Source organism: Polaribacter vadi, assembly GCF_018861005.1.
Classification (GTDB): domain Bacteria; phylum Bacteroidota; class Bacteroidia; order Flavobacteriales; family Flavobacteriaceae; genus Polaribacter; species Polaribacter vadi_A.
This window is the reverse complement of the sequence record NZ_JAHKQL010000002.1, coordinates 76,568-93,628: the sequence shown is the minus strand read 5'-3', so window position 1 is coordinate 93,628 and position 17,061 is coordinate 76,568. Positions and strand designations below refer to the sequence as shown.

Here is a 17,061-nt window from a genome sequence, read left to right as displayed (position 1 = left end):
TTTTGAGACTAATAAAAATAAAACTAATTTGCAATCATAAAATAAAATAATGAAAAAGTTTGATGTTGTTATAGTTGGTGCTGGTACTGCAGGTATCCTTTTAGCAAGAGAATTAGGTAAACTAAAAAAGAAAACTTTAGTCTTAGATCGTAAAAAAAATCTTTTAGAATTCTCTTTTAACACACTTGGTAGTTTTATCAATTTAGAAAAATTTGAACTTTCTAAAGATGTTGTTGCTCAAGATATTAAGACTATTTGCTTTCATTCTAAAAACGTTACCAGAAAACTTAAAACAGATTTATACGTCTTAGATAAGAAAAAAGTACACAAAGAAATAATAAGTAGTGTAGATGAAAATTACGTAACCTTTTTAACAGGAGTAAATATTAAGAACATTAATAAAGATGATAATTGTAATTTTTTGTCTGTAGTTGATAAAAATAAAAATGAGTATTTAGGAACTATTTTTGTTGATGCTTCTGGTACAAATGGAATTATTAGTAAAAAAGTTGGGTTAATAGCTAAAAAAACTGAGCTAGCTACAGGTGTTGAATATAATGTTGCGTATAAAGGCAACAAAACTGATTTGCATTTATTAATGGGTAAAGAGTATCAAGGAGGTTATGGTTGGATTTTCCCTTTAAAAAATAAAAGAGCAATTATTGGTTTTGGCTCTTTTGATGATGAGATTGTGAAAGATTTAAAAAACCGTTTACATAAAATTTTAGAATTCCCAAAAATTAAAAAATTAGTAGAAAAAGATAATGATTTGGTTGAAGGTGGTAGCATACCAATAACACCAGTTTTAGATAAATTTGTTATTAATAATTTGGTATGTGTTGGAGATTGTGTTTCACAAGTAAACCCAATTGTAGGCGAAGGTTATAAGTTTATTTTCGAAGCTACAATTATGGCTAGTAAAGCCATAAATAAAGCTTTAGAAGAAAATAATATTGATATTTTAAAAGATTACGAAACAGCTTGGAAAAATAGATTCCTGTTAAATTACCAACGTTCTAAAAGAGCACAAAATCGTTTTGTTAAATATTCTCAAAACAATTTGTTAATGGATTATACTTTATTTATTTCTAAATTTATTAGTGATGAAAGATGTGTTAGATCTTTATCTGGCGAGTATGGTTTAGAAAATGAAGTGTAGATTTTAAGAAAAATACTTTTTACTTTCATTCCAATATACATCCATTTCACTTAAAGACATATCAGAAAGATTTTTGCCGTCTTTTTTGGCTGCTTTTTCTAAGTATTGAAAACGATTAATAAACTTTTTATTTGTTTTTTCTAATGCATTTTCAGGATTTACATCAATAAAACGAGCGTAATTAATCATAGAAAATAAAACATCTCCAAATTCTTTTTCGATGTTTTCTTTGTGCCCAGCTTTAATCTCGTCATTTAATTCTGTAAGTTCTTCTTGAACTTTTTCCCAAACTTGCTCAGGTTTTTCCCAATCAAAACCAACTCCAGCAACTTTATCTTGAATTCTATTGGCTTTTACAACTGCAGGTAAACTTTTGGGAACACCTTCTAAAACAGAATTATTTCCTTCTTTTAATTTTAGTTGCTCCCAATTTCGTTTAACATCTTCTTCATTGTCAACTTTTACATCCCCATAAATATGAGGATGTCTGTCTATTAATTTATCAGAAATTGCATTGGCAACGTCAGCAATATCAAAAGCTTTTTTTTCGCTACCAATTTTGGCGTAAAAAACAATGTGTAATAGAACATCACCTAATTCTTTTTTTATTTCAGGCAAGTCATTATCAAGAATAGCATCTGCTAATTCGTAAGTTTCTTCTATGGTTAAATGACGTAAACTTTCTAAAGTTTGTTTTTTATCCCAAGGACATTTTTCACGAAGCTCGTCCATAATATCTAACAGACGATTAAATGCAGCAAGTTGTTCTTTTCTAGAATTCATAGTTTTATAAAGTTGCCAATTTGCAAAGCATAAGCAGTAAAAATACTAAAGCGAATCTATTTTAATATTAAAATAGATTTATTCTTCTTCGTTAGAAGCAGTTTCTTCTGTTTTAGAAAAATCAAAACCAGCGTCTATTAATAAATTAAACCACTGAATTACTTTTTTAATGTTAGAAGTGTACACTCTTTCATCATCGTAATTTGGTAAAACTTCAGCAAAAAATGCTGATAATTTGTTGCCACTTTCTTTGTGAGATATTGCTTTTTTACCTTCTGTTTTTTCTGATATCGCTTTAAAAACATCTAACAATGGCATATCTTCTTCGTAAGTGTAAATTGCAATATTTTCTAACAAACTTACGTTTTGTGTAGCGTTTATTGCCAAACGTTTATTGTCTGTTAAGTTTTCTGCAATAATTGCATTTTTAGATTGAGATATTACTTGAAATAATCCTGGTTTACCAGTAACTGATATAATTTTACTAAACTCCATTTGTATATTTTTTGTCTTTGTTTTAAGACTATTTACCTTTTTTTAAATTTGGGAAACGCATTCTGTAATCTGCATTTATTTTCCCTTTAGAAATATTTTCTAATTTCTTTTTTATCAATCTTTTTTTAAGTGATGATAACTTGTCTGTGAATAAAACACCTTCTATATGATCGTATTCGTGCTGAAAAACTCTTGCAGCTAATCCGTCTAAAACTTCTGTATGTTTTTTAAAGTCTTCATCTTGATATTCTATAGTAACTTTAGGTTGTCTATAAACATCTTGACGAACGTCTGGTATACTTAAACAACCTTCATTAAAAGCCCATTCATCACCTTCTTCTTCTAAAATTTGAGCGTTTATAAATACCTTATTAAAGGTTTTTAAAACAGCTCTATCTTCATCACTTAAATCTTCGTCTTCAGCAAAAGGAGAAGCATCAATAATAAATAAACGAATGGCTTTGCCAATTTGGGGTGCAGCTAAACCAACACCAGAAGCATTATACATTGTCTCTTTCATATTGCTAATTAATTCCTTTAAATTAGGATAATCAGCAGTTATTTCTGTGCATTCTTTACGAAGAACTGGGTCTCCATAAGCTACAATTGGTAAAATCATTTTGTGTTTTTTATAGTTTGCAAAAGTACAATTTAGAAATTCGTAATCCCAAATTTTACATTCATAAATTCATCTTAATAATTATTGATTGTATAAGTACGATTGTAATATAATTGTTGCGCTTATTTCATCAACCAGAGCTTTGTTTTTACGTTGCTTTTTCTTTAAACCACCATCAATCATTGTTTGAAAGGCCATTTTAGAAGTAAAACGTTCATCAACTCTTTTTATAGGAATTTTAGGGATTTCCTTAGATAATTTCTCTATAAAAGGAAGTATTAAAACTTCACTTTCGCTATCAGAATTATTCATTTGTTTGGGTTTGCCTACTAAAAAAAGATCTACTTTTTCTTTTGATATATAGTCTTTTAAAAAAGTAAAAACCTCAGATGTATTTACAGTAGTTAAACCAGATGCAATGATTTGTAATTGATCTGTAACTGCAATTCCTATTCTTACTTTTCCATAATCGATGGCTAAAATTCTTCCCAAATTATATACTTTTTTTGCAAAAATAAAGTTTAAACTTTTAATAATATAGATTAATGCAAATAAAATCAATAAGTTAAAATAAAGTGAGTTTTGTATTTTAAACAAACCAATTATATCTGTTTAAAAAACGTATATTCGCTTAGTTTTTTAGCAATCAAATTATATTTGCTAAAATTAATTTATTAAGATGGAAAATATTAGAAAAATTATAGAAACAGCTTGGGAAAACCGTGATTTATTAAAAGAAGAAAACACGATTAATACAATAAGAAAAGTTGTTGATTTATTAGATAAAGGAGAATTAAGAGTTGCTGAACCAATAGAAGGTGGATGGCAAGTAAATGAATGGGTGAAAAAAGCAGTAGTTTTATATTTCCCTATTCAAAAAATGGAAACTTTAGAAGCTGGTATTTTCGAATATCATGATAAAATTCCATTAAAGAAAAACTTTGCAGAAAGAGGCATTAGAGTAGTGCCAAATGCAGTTGCAAGACATGGAGCTTACATTTCTCCAGGTACAATTTTAATGCCTAGTTATGTAAATATTGGTGCGTATGTAGATGAAGGTACTATGGTTGATACTTGGGCTACAGTGGGTTCTTGTGCGCAAATTGGTAAAAATGTACATTTATCTGGTGGTGTTGGTATTGGTGGTGTTTTAGAGCCATTACAAGCTGCACCTGTAATTATAGAAGATGGCGCTTTTATTGGTTCTAGATGCATTGTTGTAGAAGGTGTTAGAGTAGAAAAAGAAGCTGTTTTAGGTGCTAATGTTGTGTTAACAATGAGTACTAAAATTATAGATGTTACTGGTGATGAACCAGTTGAAACAAAAGGTGTTGTACCTGCAAGATCTGTTGTAATTCCTGGTAGTTATACCAAAAAATTTGCTGCAGGAGAATATAATGTACCTTGTGCCTTAATAATTGGAAAAAGAAAAGAAAGTACCAATAAAAAAACCTCTTTAAATGATGCTCTACGTGAGTATGATGTTGCTGTTTAAAGATTAAAATTCTATGACTAAGATTACTGCTATTATTCCTACTTTAAATGAAGAAATTCATATAGAAGCAGCTATAAAATCTGTACATTTTGCTGATGAAATTATTGTAATTGATTCATATAGCTCAGATAAAACAGTAGTTTTAGCTGAAAAACATAATGTAAAAATCATCAAACGAAAGTTTGATGATTTTTCTTCTCAAAAAAACTTTGCTATTGACCAAGCAAAGCATCCTTGGATTTATATTTTAGATGCTGATGAAAGAGTTACTCCAGAAGTAGAAGAAGAAATTTTAAAAGCTGTTATAGATCCAAAAGATTATGTTGGTTTTTATGTGAGAAGAAGTTTTTATTTTGCTGGTAAAAATATTAATTATGGTGGTTGTCAAAGTGACAAGGTTGTGCGTTTGTTTTTAAAAAAAGAATGTAGATATGAAGGAGTTGTGCATGAAACCATAAAGACTAATGAGCAATTAGGTTTTTTTAAAAATAAAATTGAACATTATTCTTACAAAAATTATGATCATTATATTTCAAAAATGAATCATTATGGGGAGTTAAGAGGTAAAGAGTATTTTAATAATGGTAAGAAAGTAAATTTATATCATTTTTTGATTAAACCTCCTGCAAGATTTGTTATTCATTATGTAATTAGATTTGGTTTTTTGGACGGTTTTCAAGGTTTTATTTTTGCTAAAGCCCAAGCGTATGGTGTATATGTTAGGTATATAAAACTTTGGCTTTACAACAGAAATGTAAAATAAATTTTATTTATAAGACTTGTAAAAAAAGTAATTTCTCACACATCTATTTAGCTTATAGGTTAAAAGTGTAGAGATTTGCCAAAAAGGCCTTACAATTTCACGAATTACTTTTTTCCAAGCAATCATATTATTTTGCTGAATAGTACTACCTCCCATTTTTTTATCAACACTTATTACGTATTGTTTATTTGTAGAAAATAATGGCACTTTATGTTTGTAAACATCTTGTTTCATTACATCAATAGGAGCGTAATAATCACTTAAATTATTAGAAAGTTTTTTTGCAGTATTTTTACCAATTATTTGCCCTATCATTAAAACTGGTGGCATTAAAAATTTGGTTACTAAATGGTCTTTCTCTAAAGGATAAAATCCTTTTTTACCAGAAATATCTAAAAAATCATTGATGGTTATTTTTGATAAAAGTTGTTCTAAGTCATTAAAAAAATCATTTTGAATTAGAGCATCATCTTCTAAAACAATAGAAAAATCTTCAGGTTGATGAGACAGAAATTTCCATAATTTAAAATGCGTTAAGCAAATACCAATTTCACCATCATTTGGATAAGGAAAATGTGCTAAAATATTATGTTTCTTTTTTTCTTTTTTTAGAACTTCTAGATCTAAATCTTTACCATAAGTGGCAGAAATTCTTGTAATTGGAATCTTCAATTTTGCAAACTGATTTTCCATAAAATTACGTCTTTCAGTACTTTTATCTAAGTTGATATAATATACTTTATAAGACATCATAATTTTATCCATTTTTTACAAGCTACTTCATTTTCTTTGTCATTAAACCATTTTTTAGGAGAAATAACTGTTTTATTTTCATTCTGGTTCAACCAAGCTCCCCACCAAGAAAAACTACTATTTGCAGTAATATTATTTTTACAAAGACTCATCAAATATAAATCTTCATGGGGTATTGTTTTATTGTTTATGTAAGTTGAATTTTCAATATTAAGATTTTCTTTTGTCCAAGCTATATCATCAGAAAAAACAAAAAAATGAGCGTTTTTATGTTTTTCTTTGATGATGTCAATTGCTTTATGATAATAATCTAAATCGCAAGTTCCGTGAATATTATTGGCTTTTTTATCAGAAATATAATCTCCTCTTCTAATATGAACAGCACATGAATTAGAAAATTTAAATATTTCATTTGCGTAAACTAAAGTGCTTTCTGATAGTTTTTGTTGAATTACAAATTGATTGATTAGAATTGACCTTATGTATTTAAAATATTTTTCTGTTTGATAATATCCCTTAACATATTCATTTCCATTTAAACTAAAAAGATTTTCATCAAACAAAAGACTTTTCTCTCTTACATTTTTTTTGATTTTTATTTTGCCTAGAAAAGTAGTAAAGGTATCTGCAATTTCTAAATCAATATTGTATTTATCAAGTTGATAACCACCATGTAATTTATAAGTTTTAAATTTAGAAATATCAATCTGTACATCAAAACCCTTTTGCTGAAGCGATTTTGCGTATGCATATTGAAACATTTGATTTCCTAACCCACCAACAATTCTAACAATAATCATTTAATATTAATTTCGTAAATCTTAAGAAAACAAAAGTACAAATGTTATCACGATATTCTTTTATCAATTTACGGTTTAAAAGGATAGAAAATTATAAATTTGCCACACTTTTAGAAATATGAAGTATACAGAAGCAATTTCATCAGAAATATTTAGTGTAATCTCTAAAGCATCCAAAGAATTAAGCGTAGATTCTTATGTGATTGGAGGTTTTGTACGCGATTTTTTTCTGAAAAGAGGAACAGCAAAAGACATAGATGTAGTTGCTGTAGGTAGTGGAATAGATTTGGCATTACAAGTGTCTAAATTATTACCTAATAAACCAAAAGTACAGGTTTTTAAAACCTATGGTACAGCAATGCTGCGTTTTAAAGATGTAGAAATTGAATTTGTTGGTGCAAGAAAAGAATCTTATTCTGAAGAAAGTAGAAATCCAGAAGTTACAACAGGTACTTTAAAAGACGACCAAAATAGACGAGATTTTACCATAAATGCATTAGCTTTAAGTTTAAATGAGAATAATTTTGGAGAACTTTTAGACCCTTTTAATGGAATTCTAGATTTAGAAAATAAAATAATTCGCACACCTTTAGATCCAGATATTACCTATTCTGATGATCCTTTAAGGATGATGCGTGCTATTCGTTTTGCAACGCAGTTAAATTTTGAAATAGAAGAAGAATCGCTTTCTGCTATTGGCAAAAACTCAGATAGACTAAAGATTATTACAAGAGAAAGAATTGTTGATGAAATGAATAAAATTTTATCATCGCCAAAACCTTCTATTGGATTTTTATTATTAGAAAAAACAAAACTTTTACCACAAATTCTACCTGAAATTGTTGATTTAAAAGGAGTAGAAGAGGTTGAAGGGCAAATGCATAAAGATAATTTTTATCACACTTTCGAAGTTGTAGATAATATTGCTAAACATACAGATGATGTTTGGTTAAGATGGGCTGCATTATTGCACGATATTGGAAAAGCACCTACAAAAAGATTTTCTAAAAAAGTAGGTTGGACATTTCATTCGCATGAATTTGTAGGGTCTAAAATGGTCTATAAAATCTTTAAAAGATTAAAAATGCCATTAAATAACAAAATGAAATTTGTGCAAAAAATGGTGTTATTAAGTTCTAGACCCATTGTTTTAGCTTCGGATGTAAATGATTCTGCTGTAAGACGTTTGGTTTTTGATGCTGGTGATGATATTAATGCATTAATGACACTTTGTGAAGCAGATATTACCACTAAAAACCCAAGAAAATTTAAACGTTATCATAAAAACTTTGAATTGGTGAGAACCAAAATTAAAGAAGTAGAAGAACGTGATAGAGTCCGTAATTTTCAACCACCAGTTACTGGTGAAGAAATTATGGATGCATTTAATTTAAAACCTTGTAGAGAAATTGGGCAAATAAAAGAAGCCATTAAAGAAGCAATTTTAGATGGTAAAATACCTAATGAACACAAGGCCTCTTACGATTTTATGATAGAAAAGGGAGTATCTTTAGGGTTGGAAAAGGCTTCTAATTAATTTTTAAAAATGAAAAAGGTTACAAACTTTATAAAAACTGCTTTATTAGAAATAAAGTTAAAATCTTTTAAACATCAACAAGAATTAGTTTTAGTTACAGGATCTAGTAGTTCACATTTTAAAAGTTTATATCAACTTTTAAAAAGCATCCAAAAATTCGAAAAAAATACCAAGACTATTGTTTATGACTTAGGTTTAAAACAATTAGAAAATGAAAATCTTTTAAATGAATTTCCAAATATAGATTTAAGAAAATTTGATTTCTCAAAATATCCAGAATACTTTAATATCAACATAAATGATGGAGTTTATGCATGGAAGCCAGTAATTTTTGATGAAGTTTTTAATGAGTTTAAATGTTCCGTTTGTTGGATAGATGCTGGTAATGTAATTACTCAAAAACTAATACTTTTGAGAAAAATAATTGAATATTATGGATTTTATTCCCCTTTTTCTAAAGGGAAAATTGATGATTGGACACATCCAGAATCATTAAAAACTTTAGGCGTTTACAATGATTTAGATTTAAGAAAGCAAAATAATTTAAATGGTGCATGTATTTCTGCTGATTATAATCATAAAGAAGTAAACAATGTTATTATTAAATGGAAAGAGGGTGCTTTAACTAAGAATTGTATTGCACCAAAAGGTAGTAGTAGAGCAAACCATAGATTTGATCAAGCTGTTTTGTCTATTTTGGTTTATAAACATATTCCTGAAATAGGTAAAAAAATGACTTTTAAACGCTTTGGTTTTAAAATCCATCAAGATATTGATGAGTAATTTGGTTTAATTCTTAGTGTTTATTTATTAAATTATCATTAAATGTGTTAATTTAATTTTATTTCCTTAATCTTCTATTGTATCTTTAGAAACGATATTATACAATCAACCTAAAGATGAAAATAGAAAAAGTACTAGTTGCCAATAGAGGAGAAATTGCAATCAGAATATTTAGAGCCTGTACAGAAATTAATGTAAAAACAGTCGGAATTTATACGTATGAAGATCGATATTCTTTACACAGGTACAAATCTGATGAATCTTATCAAATTGGCGAAGACAATCAACCTTTAAAACCTTATTTAGATATTGACGCTATTATAAAAATAGCAAAAGATAACAATGTAGATGCGATTCATCCTGGTTATGGTTTTTTATCAGAAAATGCCAATTTTGCTCAAAAATGTGAAGAAAATAATATCATTTTTGTTGGACCTAAAGTATCTGTTTTAAAATCTTTAGGAGATAAAATTACGGCTAAAAAAGTAGCAATTGATAATAATATACCTATTATTTTAAGTAACAAAAATCCTTTAGATAACATAGAAATTGCTTTAGAAGAGGCAGAAAAAATAGGTTATCCAATAATGCTAAAAGCTGCTTCTGGAGGTGGAGGACGTGGAATGCGTGTTATCAGAAAAGAAGAAGAACTTAAAAAAGCATATGGAGAAAGTAAGAGAGAAGCATTAAATGCTTTTGGAGATGATACTGTTTTCTTAGAAAAGTTTGTAGAAAATCCAAAACATATAGAAATTCAAATTGTTGCAGATAGTTTTGGTAATACAGTACATTTATTTGAAAGAGATTGTTCTGTGCAAAGACGTTATCAAAAAGTAATAGAATTTGCACCTTCTTACGGATTAAAACAAGAAACAAAAGATGCACTTTACAAATATGCAATAGACATTTGTAAAGCAGTAAATTATAATAATATTGGTACTGTAGAGTTTTTAGTAGATGATGATGATTCTATTTACTTTATAGAAGTAAACCCAAGAATACAAGTAGAACATACAGTTACAGAGGTAATTACTAATATAGATTTGGTAAAAACACAATTATATATTGCTGCAGGTTATCAATTAAAAGATGAAGAAATTAAAATTCCGAATCAAGAATCTGTTTCTATAAATGGTTATGCCTTACAATGTAGAATTACTACAGAAGATCCTCAGAATGATTTTAAACCCGATTTTGGAACCATTTCTACCTACAGAAGTGCATCTGGTTTTGGTATTCGTTTAGATGCAGGTAGTGTTTATCAAGGTGTTAAAATATCTCCTTTTTTCGACTCCATGTTGGTAAAAGTAACAGCACATAACCGAACTTTAGAAGGAGCAGCCAAAAAAGTGAGAAGAGCATTAAGTGAGTTTCGAATAAGAGGTGTAAAAACAAATATGTCTTTTTTAGATAATATTTTACAACACGAAACTTTTAGAAGAGGGGCAATTACTGTAAACTTTATAAAATCTACTCCAGATTTATTTGTGTTTAAAGCACCAAGAAACAGAGCCAATAAATTAATTACTTATTTAGGTGATGTTACTATAAATGGTAATGCAGATGTTAAGAAATTTGATGCTACTAAAACTTTTGTAAAACCTAAAATTCCTGCTTTTGATGTAAATGCAACTTACCCAAAAGGAACTAAAGATTTATTAACAGAATTAGGTCCAGAAGGATTTTCTGAATGGTTAAAAAATGAGAAGAAAATTCATTTTACAGATACCACAATGCGTGATGCGCATCAAAGTTTATTAGCAACAAGAATGAGAACTTTTGATATGTTAAAAGTTGCAGAAGGCTATGCTAAAAATCATCCAGATATTTTTAGTATGGAAGTTTGGGGAGGTGCTACTTTTGATGTTTGCTTACGTTTTTTACAAGAAAACCCATGGGAAAGATTACGATTATTAAGACAAAAAATGCCAAATGTTTTATTGCAAATGTTATTAAGAGGTTCTAATGGTGTTGGTTATAAAGCATATTCAGATAACTTAGTTGGTAAATTTGTTGAAGAATCTTGGGAAAATGGAGTTGATTTATTTAGAATTTTTGATTCTCTAAACTGGATGAAATCTATAGCACCTTGTATAGAACATGTAAGAACAAAAACCAAAGGTTTAGCAGAAGGTTCTATCTGTTATACTTCTGATATTTTAGATGTAAAAAATACAAAATACAATTTAAAATATTACATCAATTTAGCCAAAGAAATCGAAAATGCAGGTGCACATATTTTGGCAATTAAAGATATGGCTGGTTTGTTAAAACCTTATGCAGCATCAGAATTGGTTACTGCTTTAAAATCAGAATTAAATATTCCTATTCATTTGCATACACATGATACATCATCTATTCAATCTGCAACTTATTTAAAAGCAATTGAGGCAGGTGTAGATGTAGTTGATGTTGCTTTAAGTGGTTTATCTGGTTTAACATCACAACCAAATTTTAACTCTATTGTAGAAATGATGAAGTTTCACGAAAGAGAAAATCCGATAAATGCTACTTCATTAAATGAATATTCTAATTATTGGGAAACCGTAAGAGAATATTATTATCCTTTTGAATCTGGATTAAAAGCGGGCTCAGGAGAAGTATTTAAACACGAAATTCCTGGTGGTCAATATTCAAATTTAAAGCCTCAAGCACAAGCTTTAGGTTTAGAAAGTCGTTTTCATGAAATTACAAAAATGTATGGAGAAGTAAATACACTTTTTGGTAATATCGTAAAAGTTACACCAAGTTCTAAAGTTGTAGGAGATATGGCTCAGTATTTAGTAAGTAATAATTTAACCATAAATGATGTTTTAGAAAGAGGTGATGCTATTTCTTTTCCTCAATCTGTGGTAAGTTTCTTTAAAGGAGATTTAGGTCAGCCAGTTGGTGGTTTTCCAGAAAAATTACAAAAACTTATTTTAAAAGATCAAAAACCTTTTACAGATAGACCAAATGCTCATATACCTCCTGTAGATTTTGATGTTGAATATGCAGATTTTAAAAATATTTTTGAAAATGATTTGGGTAGAAAGATTGATTTTACAGATTTTTTATCCTATAAATTATATCCAAAGGTATTTACAGATGCTTTTAATAAGCATTTAAAATATGATAATTTAACCAATTTACCTACCAAAAACTTTTTCTACGGAATGGAAATTGGCGAGGAAATTACTGTGGATTTAGATAAAGGTAAAACACTCTTAATTACTTTAGATTCTTTAAGTAAGCCCAATAATGAGGGGTTAGTTACCATTTATTTTAAAGTAAATGGACAAGGTAGAACTGTACAGATTAAAGACGAATCTATTAAGGTAAATTCAGTTGAAAATATTAAAGCTGATAAATCTGAAGTAAATCAAATTGGTGCTCCATTACAAGGATTGTTATCTACTATTTTAGTTAAAAAAGGAGATAAGATCACAAAAAATCAACCTTTGTTTATTATTGAGGCTATGAAAATGGAAACTACAATTACAGCAAATGAAGCAGCAACAGTTAGTGCTATTATTTTAAAAGAAGGTACAATTGTAAATGCTGATGATTTAATTTTAAAACTGAGTTAAAACAATTAATTAAAAATTGAAAAGTAAAAGTGAGTTTTGATGAATATAATAGATTCATTAAAACTCACTTTGCTTTAATTTGTAGCACTTTTATTGATTTTGTGTTTTGTATATAAAATAAACTTTCTATCTATTTTAATATTTCAGTTAAATATACTAATCCAAAAATCCAACCAGAATAGAGTATTGTATAAGTTAGTGAGTAAAAAGCAGAAATGGCAATATCTCCTTTAGTTTCTTTAGATTTATTAAAAACTAATTTTAAAGCTCTAAAAAAAATCCAATATAACATCGTTAAAATTATAAAAAACGAAAACCAAAAAATAGCTTCTAAAACGATAAATAATATAACTATTAGAATTGTCATTCCAATCCACAGTAGAATTGATAAAATCAAACCTCCAATTCCATCTCCAACTTCAATTATAGGTGATTCAAAAGGTGGTGAAGCATTTTCTAATATAGTTCCTCTCTTAAAACTCCTGAATTTTGGAAAATTATCAATCAAACCAACTCCTTTATAAAGGCCAAAAGTCATAAATAAAAAGAGTGAAATTGCTATAATTCCTATTGATAAATATAGATTTGAAGTTAGACTACGATTGTAATTTATACCAGTAAGATAAACAGTTAAAATTGAAATAGCTATTACAAATAAAGAAACTATAAAAACGGATTTTCCTTTTAAGTAATTCTGTTTTATTTTCAATTTAAAGGATTTTTAAATAATCTTGATGTTAACTTTACGCTAAACTCTGCATAGAAACCAACTTAAAATATTCACCTTTTTTAGTTAATAAATCGTCGTGTTTTCCTTGTTCTACAATTTTACCTTTTTTCATTACCACAATTGTATCTGCTTTTTGAATGGTAGATAATCTGTGCGCAATAACCAAAGAAGTTCTGTTTTGCATCATTTTTTCTAAAGCAACTTGTACTAATTGCTCAGATTCTGTGTCTAGTGCAGAAGTAGCCTCGTCTAAAATCATTATTGGTGGATTTTTTAATACAGCTCTTGCAATAGATAAACGTTGTTTTTGTCCTCCAGAAAGAGAGTTTCCACTATCGCCAATATTAGTTTTAAGTTTTTCTGGTAAATCCTTAATAAATTCCATGGCATTTGCAATTTCTGCAGCTTCTATAACTTCGGCTTCAGTAGCGTTTTCTGTACCTAATTTTATATTATTTTCTACAGAATCGTTAAATAAAATAGATTCTTGAGTAACAATACCCATTAAGTCTCTTAAAGATTTTTTAGTAACATCTTTTATGCTGGTGCCATCTACTAAAATATCACCCTTATTTACATCGTAAAAACGAGTTATTAAATTGGCTAAAGTAGATTTACCACTTCCAGATTGTCCAACCAAGGCTACAGTTTGTCCTTTTTTAATAGTTAAAGAAAAGTCTTTTAAAACATAATCTTTTTTATATTTAAACGAAATATTTTTAAACTCAATTTCATTTTCAAAATTTTGTTTAATTAATGCGTTAGGTTTGTCTTTAATACTGTTTTCAGTATTTAAAACTTGCATTATTCTTTCTGCAGATGCTTCTCCTTTTTTTATGTTATAAAATGTTGTTGTTATTAATTTTATAGGATTTAAAACAGTATAAAATAACACAATATACCCCATAAATTTACCAGCTTCTAGCGGACTTGTTTTTTCTAAAACTTCAGTACCTCCATACCAAAGAATGGCAATTATGGTTGCAGACCCTAAAAATTCACTCATTGGTGAAGCCAAAGTTTGTCTATGAAAAACACTGGTCATTAAATTTCTAAAAGTAGAGGTGGAGTTGTTGAATTTTCTTTCAATAATTTTTTCTGAATTAAAACCTTTTATCACTCTTAATCCAGTTAATGTTTCTTCTATAAAAGATAAAAATGTACCTGTTTCTTTTTGTGCTTTAATTGATTGTGATTTTAATTTTTTACTGATAGATGAAATAATAAAACCAGAAACAGGTAAAAGAACAAAAACAAATAAAGTTAATTCTACACTTATAAAAAGCATTATTCCAATAGAAATTACCACTGTTAAAGGTTCTCTAACCAAGGTTTCAATTGATGTTAAAATTGAGTTTTCTACTTCTTGTACATCAGAAGTCATTCTTGCAATAATGTCACCTTTTCTTTTTTCTGTGAAATAAGAAATGGGTAGTTCTACAATTTTACGATATAAATTATCTCTTAAATCTTTTACGATTCCTGTACGTAAAAAAGTAATTACGTAAGATGCTAAATACCTAAATAGGTTTTTGAAAAAAAATAAAGATAATGATAAGAGGCAAATAAATAACAGAACACTAATTTCACCTTCTTCTATTATTTTGTTAGATATAAAATAGTTGAAATTGCCTTCTAAATAAGATCCTAAATTTGATAGACCTTGATAATCAGGTTTTTTATAAATAGCTTTATCTACACCAAATAATATATTTAAAACAGGTATAAATGCTAAAACTGATAAAACATTAAATATTGCGTAAAAAATATTAAAGAGAATATTTAAAAGCGTAAACTTTCTATATTCTCTTTCATATTTAAGAATGTCCTTAAAGTGACTCATTAATTTAATTTCATCTCTTTTATAATTCGTTGAATTTTTGCATCTAATTCAGCTTCAACTTTATCTGCATTTTCAGTTGTGTCTAATTCGCTATTTACACTAAAGTAAAATTTAATTTTAGGCTCTGTACCACTTGGTCTTGCAGCAATTCTTGTACCAGAAGCTGTTTGATAAATTAATACATTAGATTTTGGTAAATCAATATTAGTAACTTCTCCAGTAATTAAATTCTTTTTTGTTGAAGCATCATAATCAGAAAGCGATTCTATTTTTTCTCCATCAATTTCAGTTAATGGGTTGTTACGCATATCGCTTAAAATTTGTTGAATTTCTGCAGCACCATCCATACCTTTTTTAACGATAGAAATTAAATGCTCTTTATAGTATTTGTTTTCAACATAAATGTTTAGTAATTCTTCAAAAAAAGAACTTCCATTTTGTTTTGCATAAGCAGCAGCTTCACAAGCTAAAAGTGTTGCTGTTACAGCATCTTTATCGCGTACAAAATCACCAACCATATAACCAAAACTTTCTTCTCCACCACCAATAAAATCTAATTCAGGGAAATCTTTTACCATTTTGGCAATCCATTTAAAACCAGTTAAACCTACTTTGGTATCAACCCCTTTTTTAGCAGCTACATCATTTACTAATTCTGTAGAAACAATAGTAGAACCTACAAATTGTTTGCCATTTAATTTACCTTCTTCTTTCCATTTACGTAGTAAAAACTCTGTCATAACAACCATAGTTTGGTTACCATTCATTAACTTCATTTTACCATCTAAATCTCTAACAGCAACACCTAATCTATCACAATCCGGGTCTGTACCAATTACAATATCAGCACCTATTTTATCAGCTAAATCAGTAGCCATTTTTAAAGCTTCTGGTTCTTCTGGGTTTGGCGATTTTACAGTAGGGAAATCTCCATCAGGTTTTCTTTGTTCTTCTACAATATGTACATCATTATAACCAGCACCAGCCAAAGCATCTGGCACAGACATAATTGATGTTCCGTGTAAAGAAGTAAAAACAATTTTTAAATCGTCTCTTTTAATATTTTCTGATAAAGAACCATTTTTTACAGATGCTTTAATAAAAACATCATCTACATCTTTACCAATTACTTCAATCAAATCTTCGTTTGCATCAAATTTAATTTCAGAAAAATCTAACGAATTTACTTTGTTGATAATTCCACCATCATTTGGCGGAACAATTTGACCACCATCTGCCCAATAGACTTTGTAACCATTATATTCTGGCGGATTATGTGAAGCTGTTAATACAATACCTGCATCACAACCTAAATGACGAACTGCAAAAGACAATTCTGGTGTTGGTCTTAAATCTTCGAAAAGAAAAACTTTAATGTTATTTGCAGATAAAACATCAGCAACAACCTTTGCGAATTTTTTACTATTATGTCTACAATCGTAAGCAATAACAACGCTTAATTGTTCTTTTTCTACATTTTCAATTAAGTAATTAGATAAACCTTGTGTAGCTCTACCTAATGTATATTTGTTAATTCTATTAGTACCAGCACCCATTAATCCTCTCATTCCTCCAGTTCCAAAAGCCATGTCTTTATAGAATCTATCTGCTAAATCATCAGGATTATTAGCAATTAATTCTTGAATTTCTGTTTGAGTTTCTTCATCAAAAATTGGAGTTAACCATTGTTTAGCTTTGTCTAAAATTTCGTTCATTTTAATAGATTTTTTTG

15 protein-coding genes are annotated in these 17,061 nt (G+C 28.3%); 6 read left to right on the top strand and 9 right to left on the bottom strand.

All coding sequences use genetic code 11. The features are described from left to right. Positions 1-49 precede the first annotated feature (49 nt). Entirely contained in the window at positions 50-1,159 is a 1,110-nt protein-coding gene (locus tag KO506_RS01270; RefSeq protein ID WP_215993097.1) for a lycopene cyclase family protein, read from the top strand. Between the two features lie 3 nt (positions 1,160-1,162). On the opposite strand, the gene mazG is transcribed toward KO506_RS01270, so the two are convergent. The 4 genes from mazG to ruvX all read right to left on the bottom strand — a co-directional run bounded on the left by mazG (position 1,163) and on the right by ruvX (position 3,548). Further along, positions 1,163-1,942, bottom strand: coding sequence for a nucleoside triphosphate pyrophosphohydrolase (gene mazG / locus KO506_RS01265; RefSeq protein WP_215993096.1), 780 nt, complete (start codon positions 1,940-1,942; stop codon positions 1,163-1,165). A gap of 78 nt (positions 1,943-2,020) precedes the next feature. Next, the gene (locus KO506_RS01260) at positions 2,021-2,437 is read right to left on the bottom strand and encodes a DUF5606 family protein (protein ID WP_215993095.1); all 417 of its coding nucleotides are present in this window, start codon (positions 2,435-2,437) and stop codon (positions 2,021-2,023) included. A gap of 28 nt (positions 2,438-2,465) precedes the next feature. Beyond that, positions 2,466-3,056: a peptide deformylase gene (gene def, locus KO506_RS01255; protein WP_215993094.1), complete on the bottom strand. Its 591-nt coding sequence runs from the start codon at positions 3,054-3,056 to the stop codon at positions 2,466-2,468. An 81-nt stretch (positions 3,057-3,137) separates the two neighbouring features. Continuing rightward, complete coding sequence (gene ruvX / locus KO506_RS01250) at positions 3,138-3,548, bottom strand: Holliday junction resolvase RuvX (protein ID WP_215993093.1); 411 nt, start codon at positions 3,546-3,548, stop codon at positions 3,138-3,140. 187 nt (positions 3,549-3,735) lie between these two features. Here ruvX and KO506_RS01245 point away from each other — a divergent pair, with 187 nt between their 5' ends. Both KO506_RS01245 and KO506_RS01240 read left to right on the top strand, forming a co-directional pair. Then, positions 3,736-4,551, top strand: a complete 816-nt coding sequence (locus tag KO506_RS01245) for a 2,3,4,5-tetrahydropyridine-2,6-dicarboxylate N-succinyltransferase (RefSeq protein ID WP_215993092.1) — start codon at positions 3,736-3,738, stop codon at positions 4,549-4,551. A 13-nt stretch (positions 4,552-4,564) separates the two neighbouring features. Beyond that, positions 4,565-5,314: a glycosyltransferase family 2 protein gene (locus KO506_RS01240; RefSeq protein WP_215993091.1), complete on the top strand. Its 750-nt coding sequence runs from the start codon at positions 4,565-4,567 to the stop codon at positions 5,312-5,314. Positions 5,315-5,317: 3 nt separating this feature from the next. Here KO506_RS01240 and KO506_RS01235 read toward each other — a convergent pair whose 3' ends face one another. Continuing rightward, positions 5,318-6,079 (bottom strand): glycosyltransferase family 25 protein, encoded by a 762-nt coding sequence (locus KO506_RS01235; protein ID WP_215993090.1) that lies wholly within the window; start codon positions 6,077-6,079, stop codon positions 5,318-5,320. Then, a complete protein-coding gene (locus tag KO506_RS01230; RefSeq protein ID WP_215993089.1) occupies positions 6,064-6,867 on the bottom strand; it encodes an alpha-1,2-fucosyltransferase in 804 nt (267 codons plus the stop codon). The genes KO506_RS01235 and KO506_RS01230 overlap by 16 nt, the downstream gene beginning before the upstream one ends. Positions 6,868-6,985: 118 nt before the next feature. Here KO506_RS01230 and KO506_RS01225 point away from each other — a divergent pair, with 118 nt between their 5' ends. The 3 genes from KO506_RS01225 to KO506_RS01215 all read left to right on the top strand — a co-directional run bounded on the left by KO506_RS01225 (position 6,986) and on the right by KO506_RS01215 (position 12,756). Next, on the top strand, positions 6,986-8,404 hold the full coding sequence (locus KO506_RS01225) for a CCA tRNA nucleotidyltransferase (protein ID WP_215993088.1): 1,419 nt from the start codon (positions 6,986-6,988) through the stop codon (positions 8,402-8,404). A 9-nt stretch (positions 8,405-8,413) separates the two neighbouring features. Further along, the gene (locus KO506_RS01220; protein ID WP_215993087.1) at positions 8,414-9,187 is read left to right on the top strand and encodes a DUF1647 domain-containing protein; all 774 of its coding nucleotides are present in this window, start codon (positions 8,414-8,416) and stop codon (positions 9,185-9,187) included. Positions 9,188-9,303: 116 nt separating this feature from the next. Continuing rightward, on the top strand, positions 9,304-12,756 hold the full coding sequence (locus KO506_RS01215) for a pyruvate carboxylase (protein ID WP_215993086.1): 3,453 nt from the start codon (positions 9,304-9,306) through the stop codon (positions 12,754-12,756). Between the two features lie 130 nt (positions 12,757-12,886). On the opposite strand, the gene KO506_RS01210 is transcribed toward KO506_RS01215, so the two are convergent. The 3 genes from KO506_RS01210 to KO506_RS01200 are packed head-to-tail and all read right to left on the bottom strand — an operon-like array spanning position 12,887 to position 17,044. Next, the gene (locus KO506_RS01210) at positions 12,887-13,465 is read right to left on the bottom strand and encodes a hypothetical protein (protein ID WP_215993085.1); all 579 of its coding nucleotides are present in this window, start codon (positions 13,463-13,465) and stop codon (positions 12,887-12,889) included. Positions 13,466-13,499: 34 nt separating this feature from the next. After that, positions 13,500-15,329 (bottom strand): ABC transporter ATP-binding protein, encoded by a 1,830-nt coding sequence (locus tag KO506_RS01205; protein ID WP_215993084.1) that lies wholly within the window; start codon positions 15,327-15,329, stop codon positions 13,500-13,502. Beyond that, complete coding sequence (locus KO506_RS01200) at positions 15,329-17,044, bottom strand: phospho-sugar mutase (protein WP_215993083.1); 1,716 nt, start codon at positions 17,042-17,044, stop codon at positions 15,329-15,331. Before KO506_RS01200 ends, KO506_RS01205 begins: the two co-directional genes overlap by 1 nt. Positions 17,045-17,061 lie beyond the last annotated feature (17 nt).

Coding starts and splice junctions, on each gene's coding strand:
- KO506_RS01270 (WP_215993097.1), top strand. CDS start 50: ATGAAAAAGTTTGATGTTGTTATAGTTGGTGCTGGTACTGCAGGTATC.
- mazG (WP_215993096.1), bottom strand. CDS start 1,942: ATGAATTCTAGAAAAGAACAACTTGCTGCATTTAATCGTCTGTTAGAT.
- KO506_RS01260 (WP_215993095.1), bottom strand. CDS start 2,437: ATGGAGTTTAGTAAAATTATATCAGTTACTGGTAAACCAGGATTATTT.
- def (WP_215993094.1), bottom strand. CDS start 3,056: ATGATTTTACCAATTGTAGCTTATGGAGACCCAGTTCTTCGTAAAGAA.
- KO506_RS01245 (WP_215993092.1), top strand. CDS start 3,736: ATGGAAAATATTAGAAAAATTATAGAAACAGCTTGGGAAAACCGTGAT.
- KO506_RS01240 (WP_215993091.1), top strand. CDS start 4,565: ATGACTAAGATTACTGCTATTATTCCTACTTTAAATGAAGAAATTCAT.
- KO506_RS01235 (WP_215993090.1), bottom strand. CDS start 6,079: ATGGATAAAATTATGATGTCTTATAAAGTATATTATATCAACTTAGAT.
- KO506_RS01230 (WP_215993089.1), bottom strand. CDS start 6,867: ATGATTATTGTTAGAATTGTTGGTGGGTTAGGAAATCAAATGTTTCAA.
- KO506_RS01225 (WP_215993088.1), top strand. CDS start 6,986: ATGAAGTATACAGAAGCAATTTCATCAGAAATATTTAGTGTAATCTCT.
- KO506_RS01220 (WP_215993087.1), top strand. CDS start 8,414: ATGAAAAAGGTTACAAACTTTATAAAAACTGCTTTATTAGAAATAAAG.
- KO506_RS01215 (WP_215993086.1), top strand. CDS start 9,304: ATGAAAATAGAAAAAGTACTAGTTGCCAATAGAGGAGAAATTGCAATC.
- KO506_RS01205 (WP_215993084.1), bottom strand. CDS start 15,329: ATGAGTCACTTTAAGGACATTCTTAAATATGAAAGAGAATATAGAAAG.
- KO506_RS01200 (WP_215993083.1), bottom strand. CDS start 17,044: ATGAACGAAATTTTAGACAAAGCTAAACAATGGTTAACTCCAATTTTT.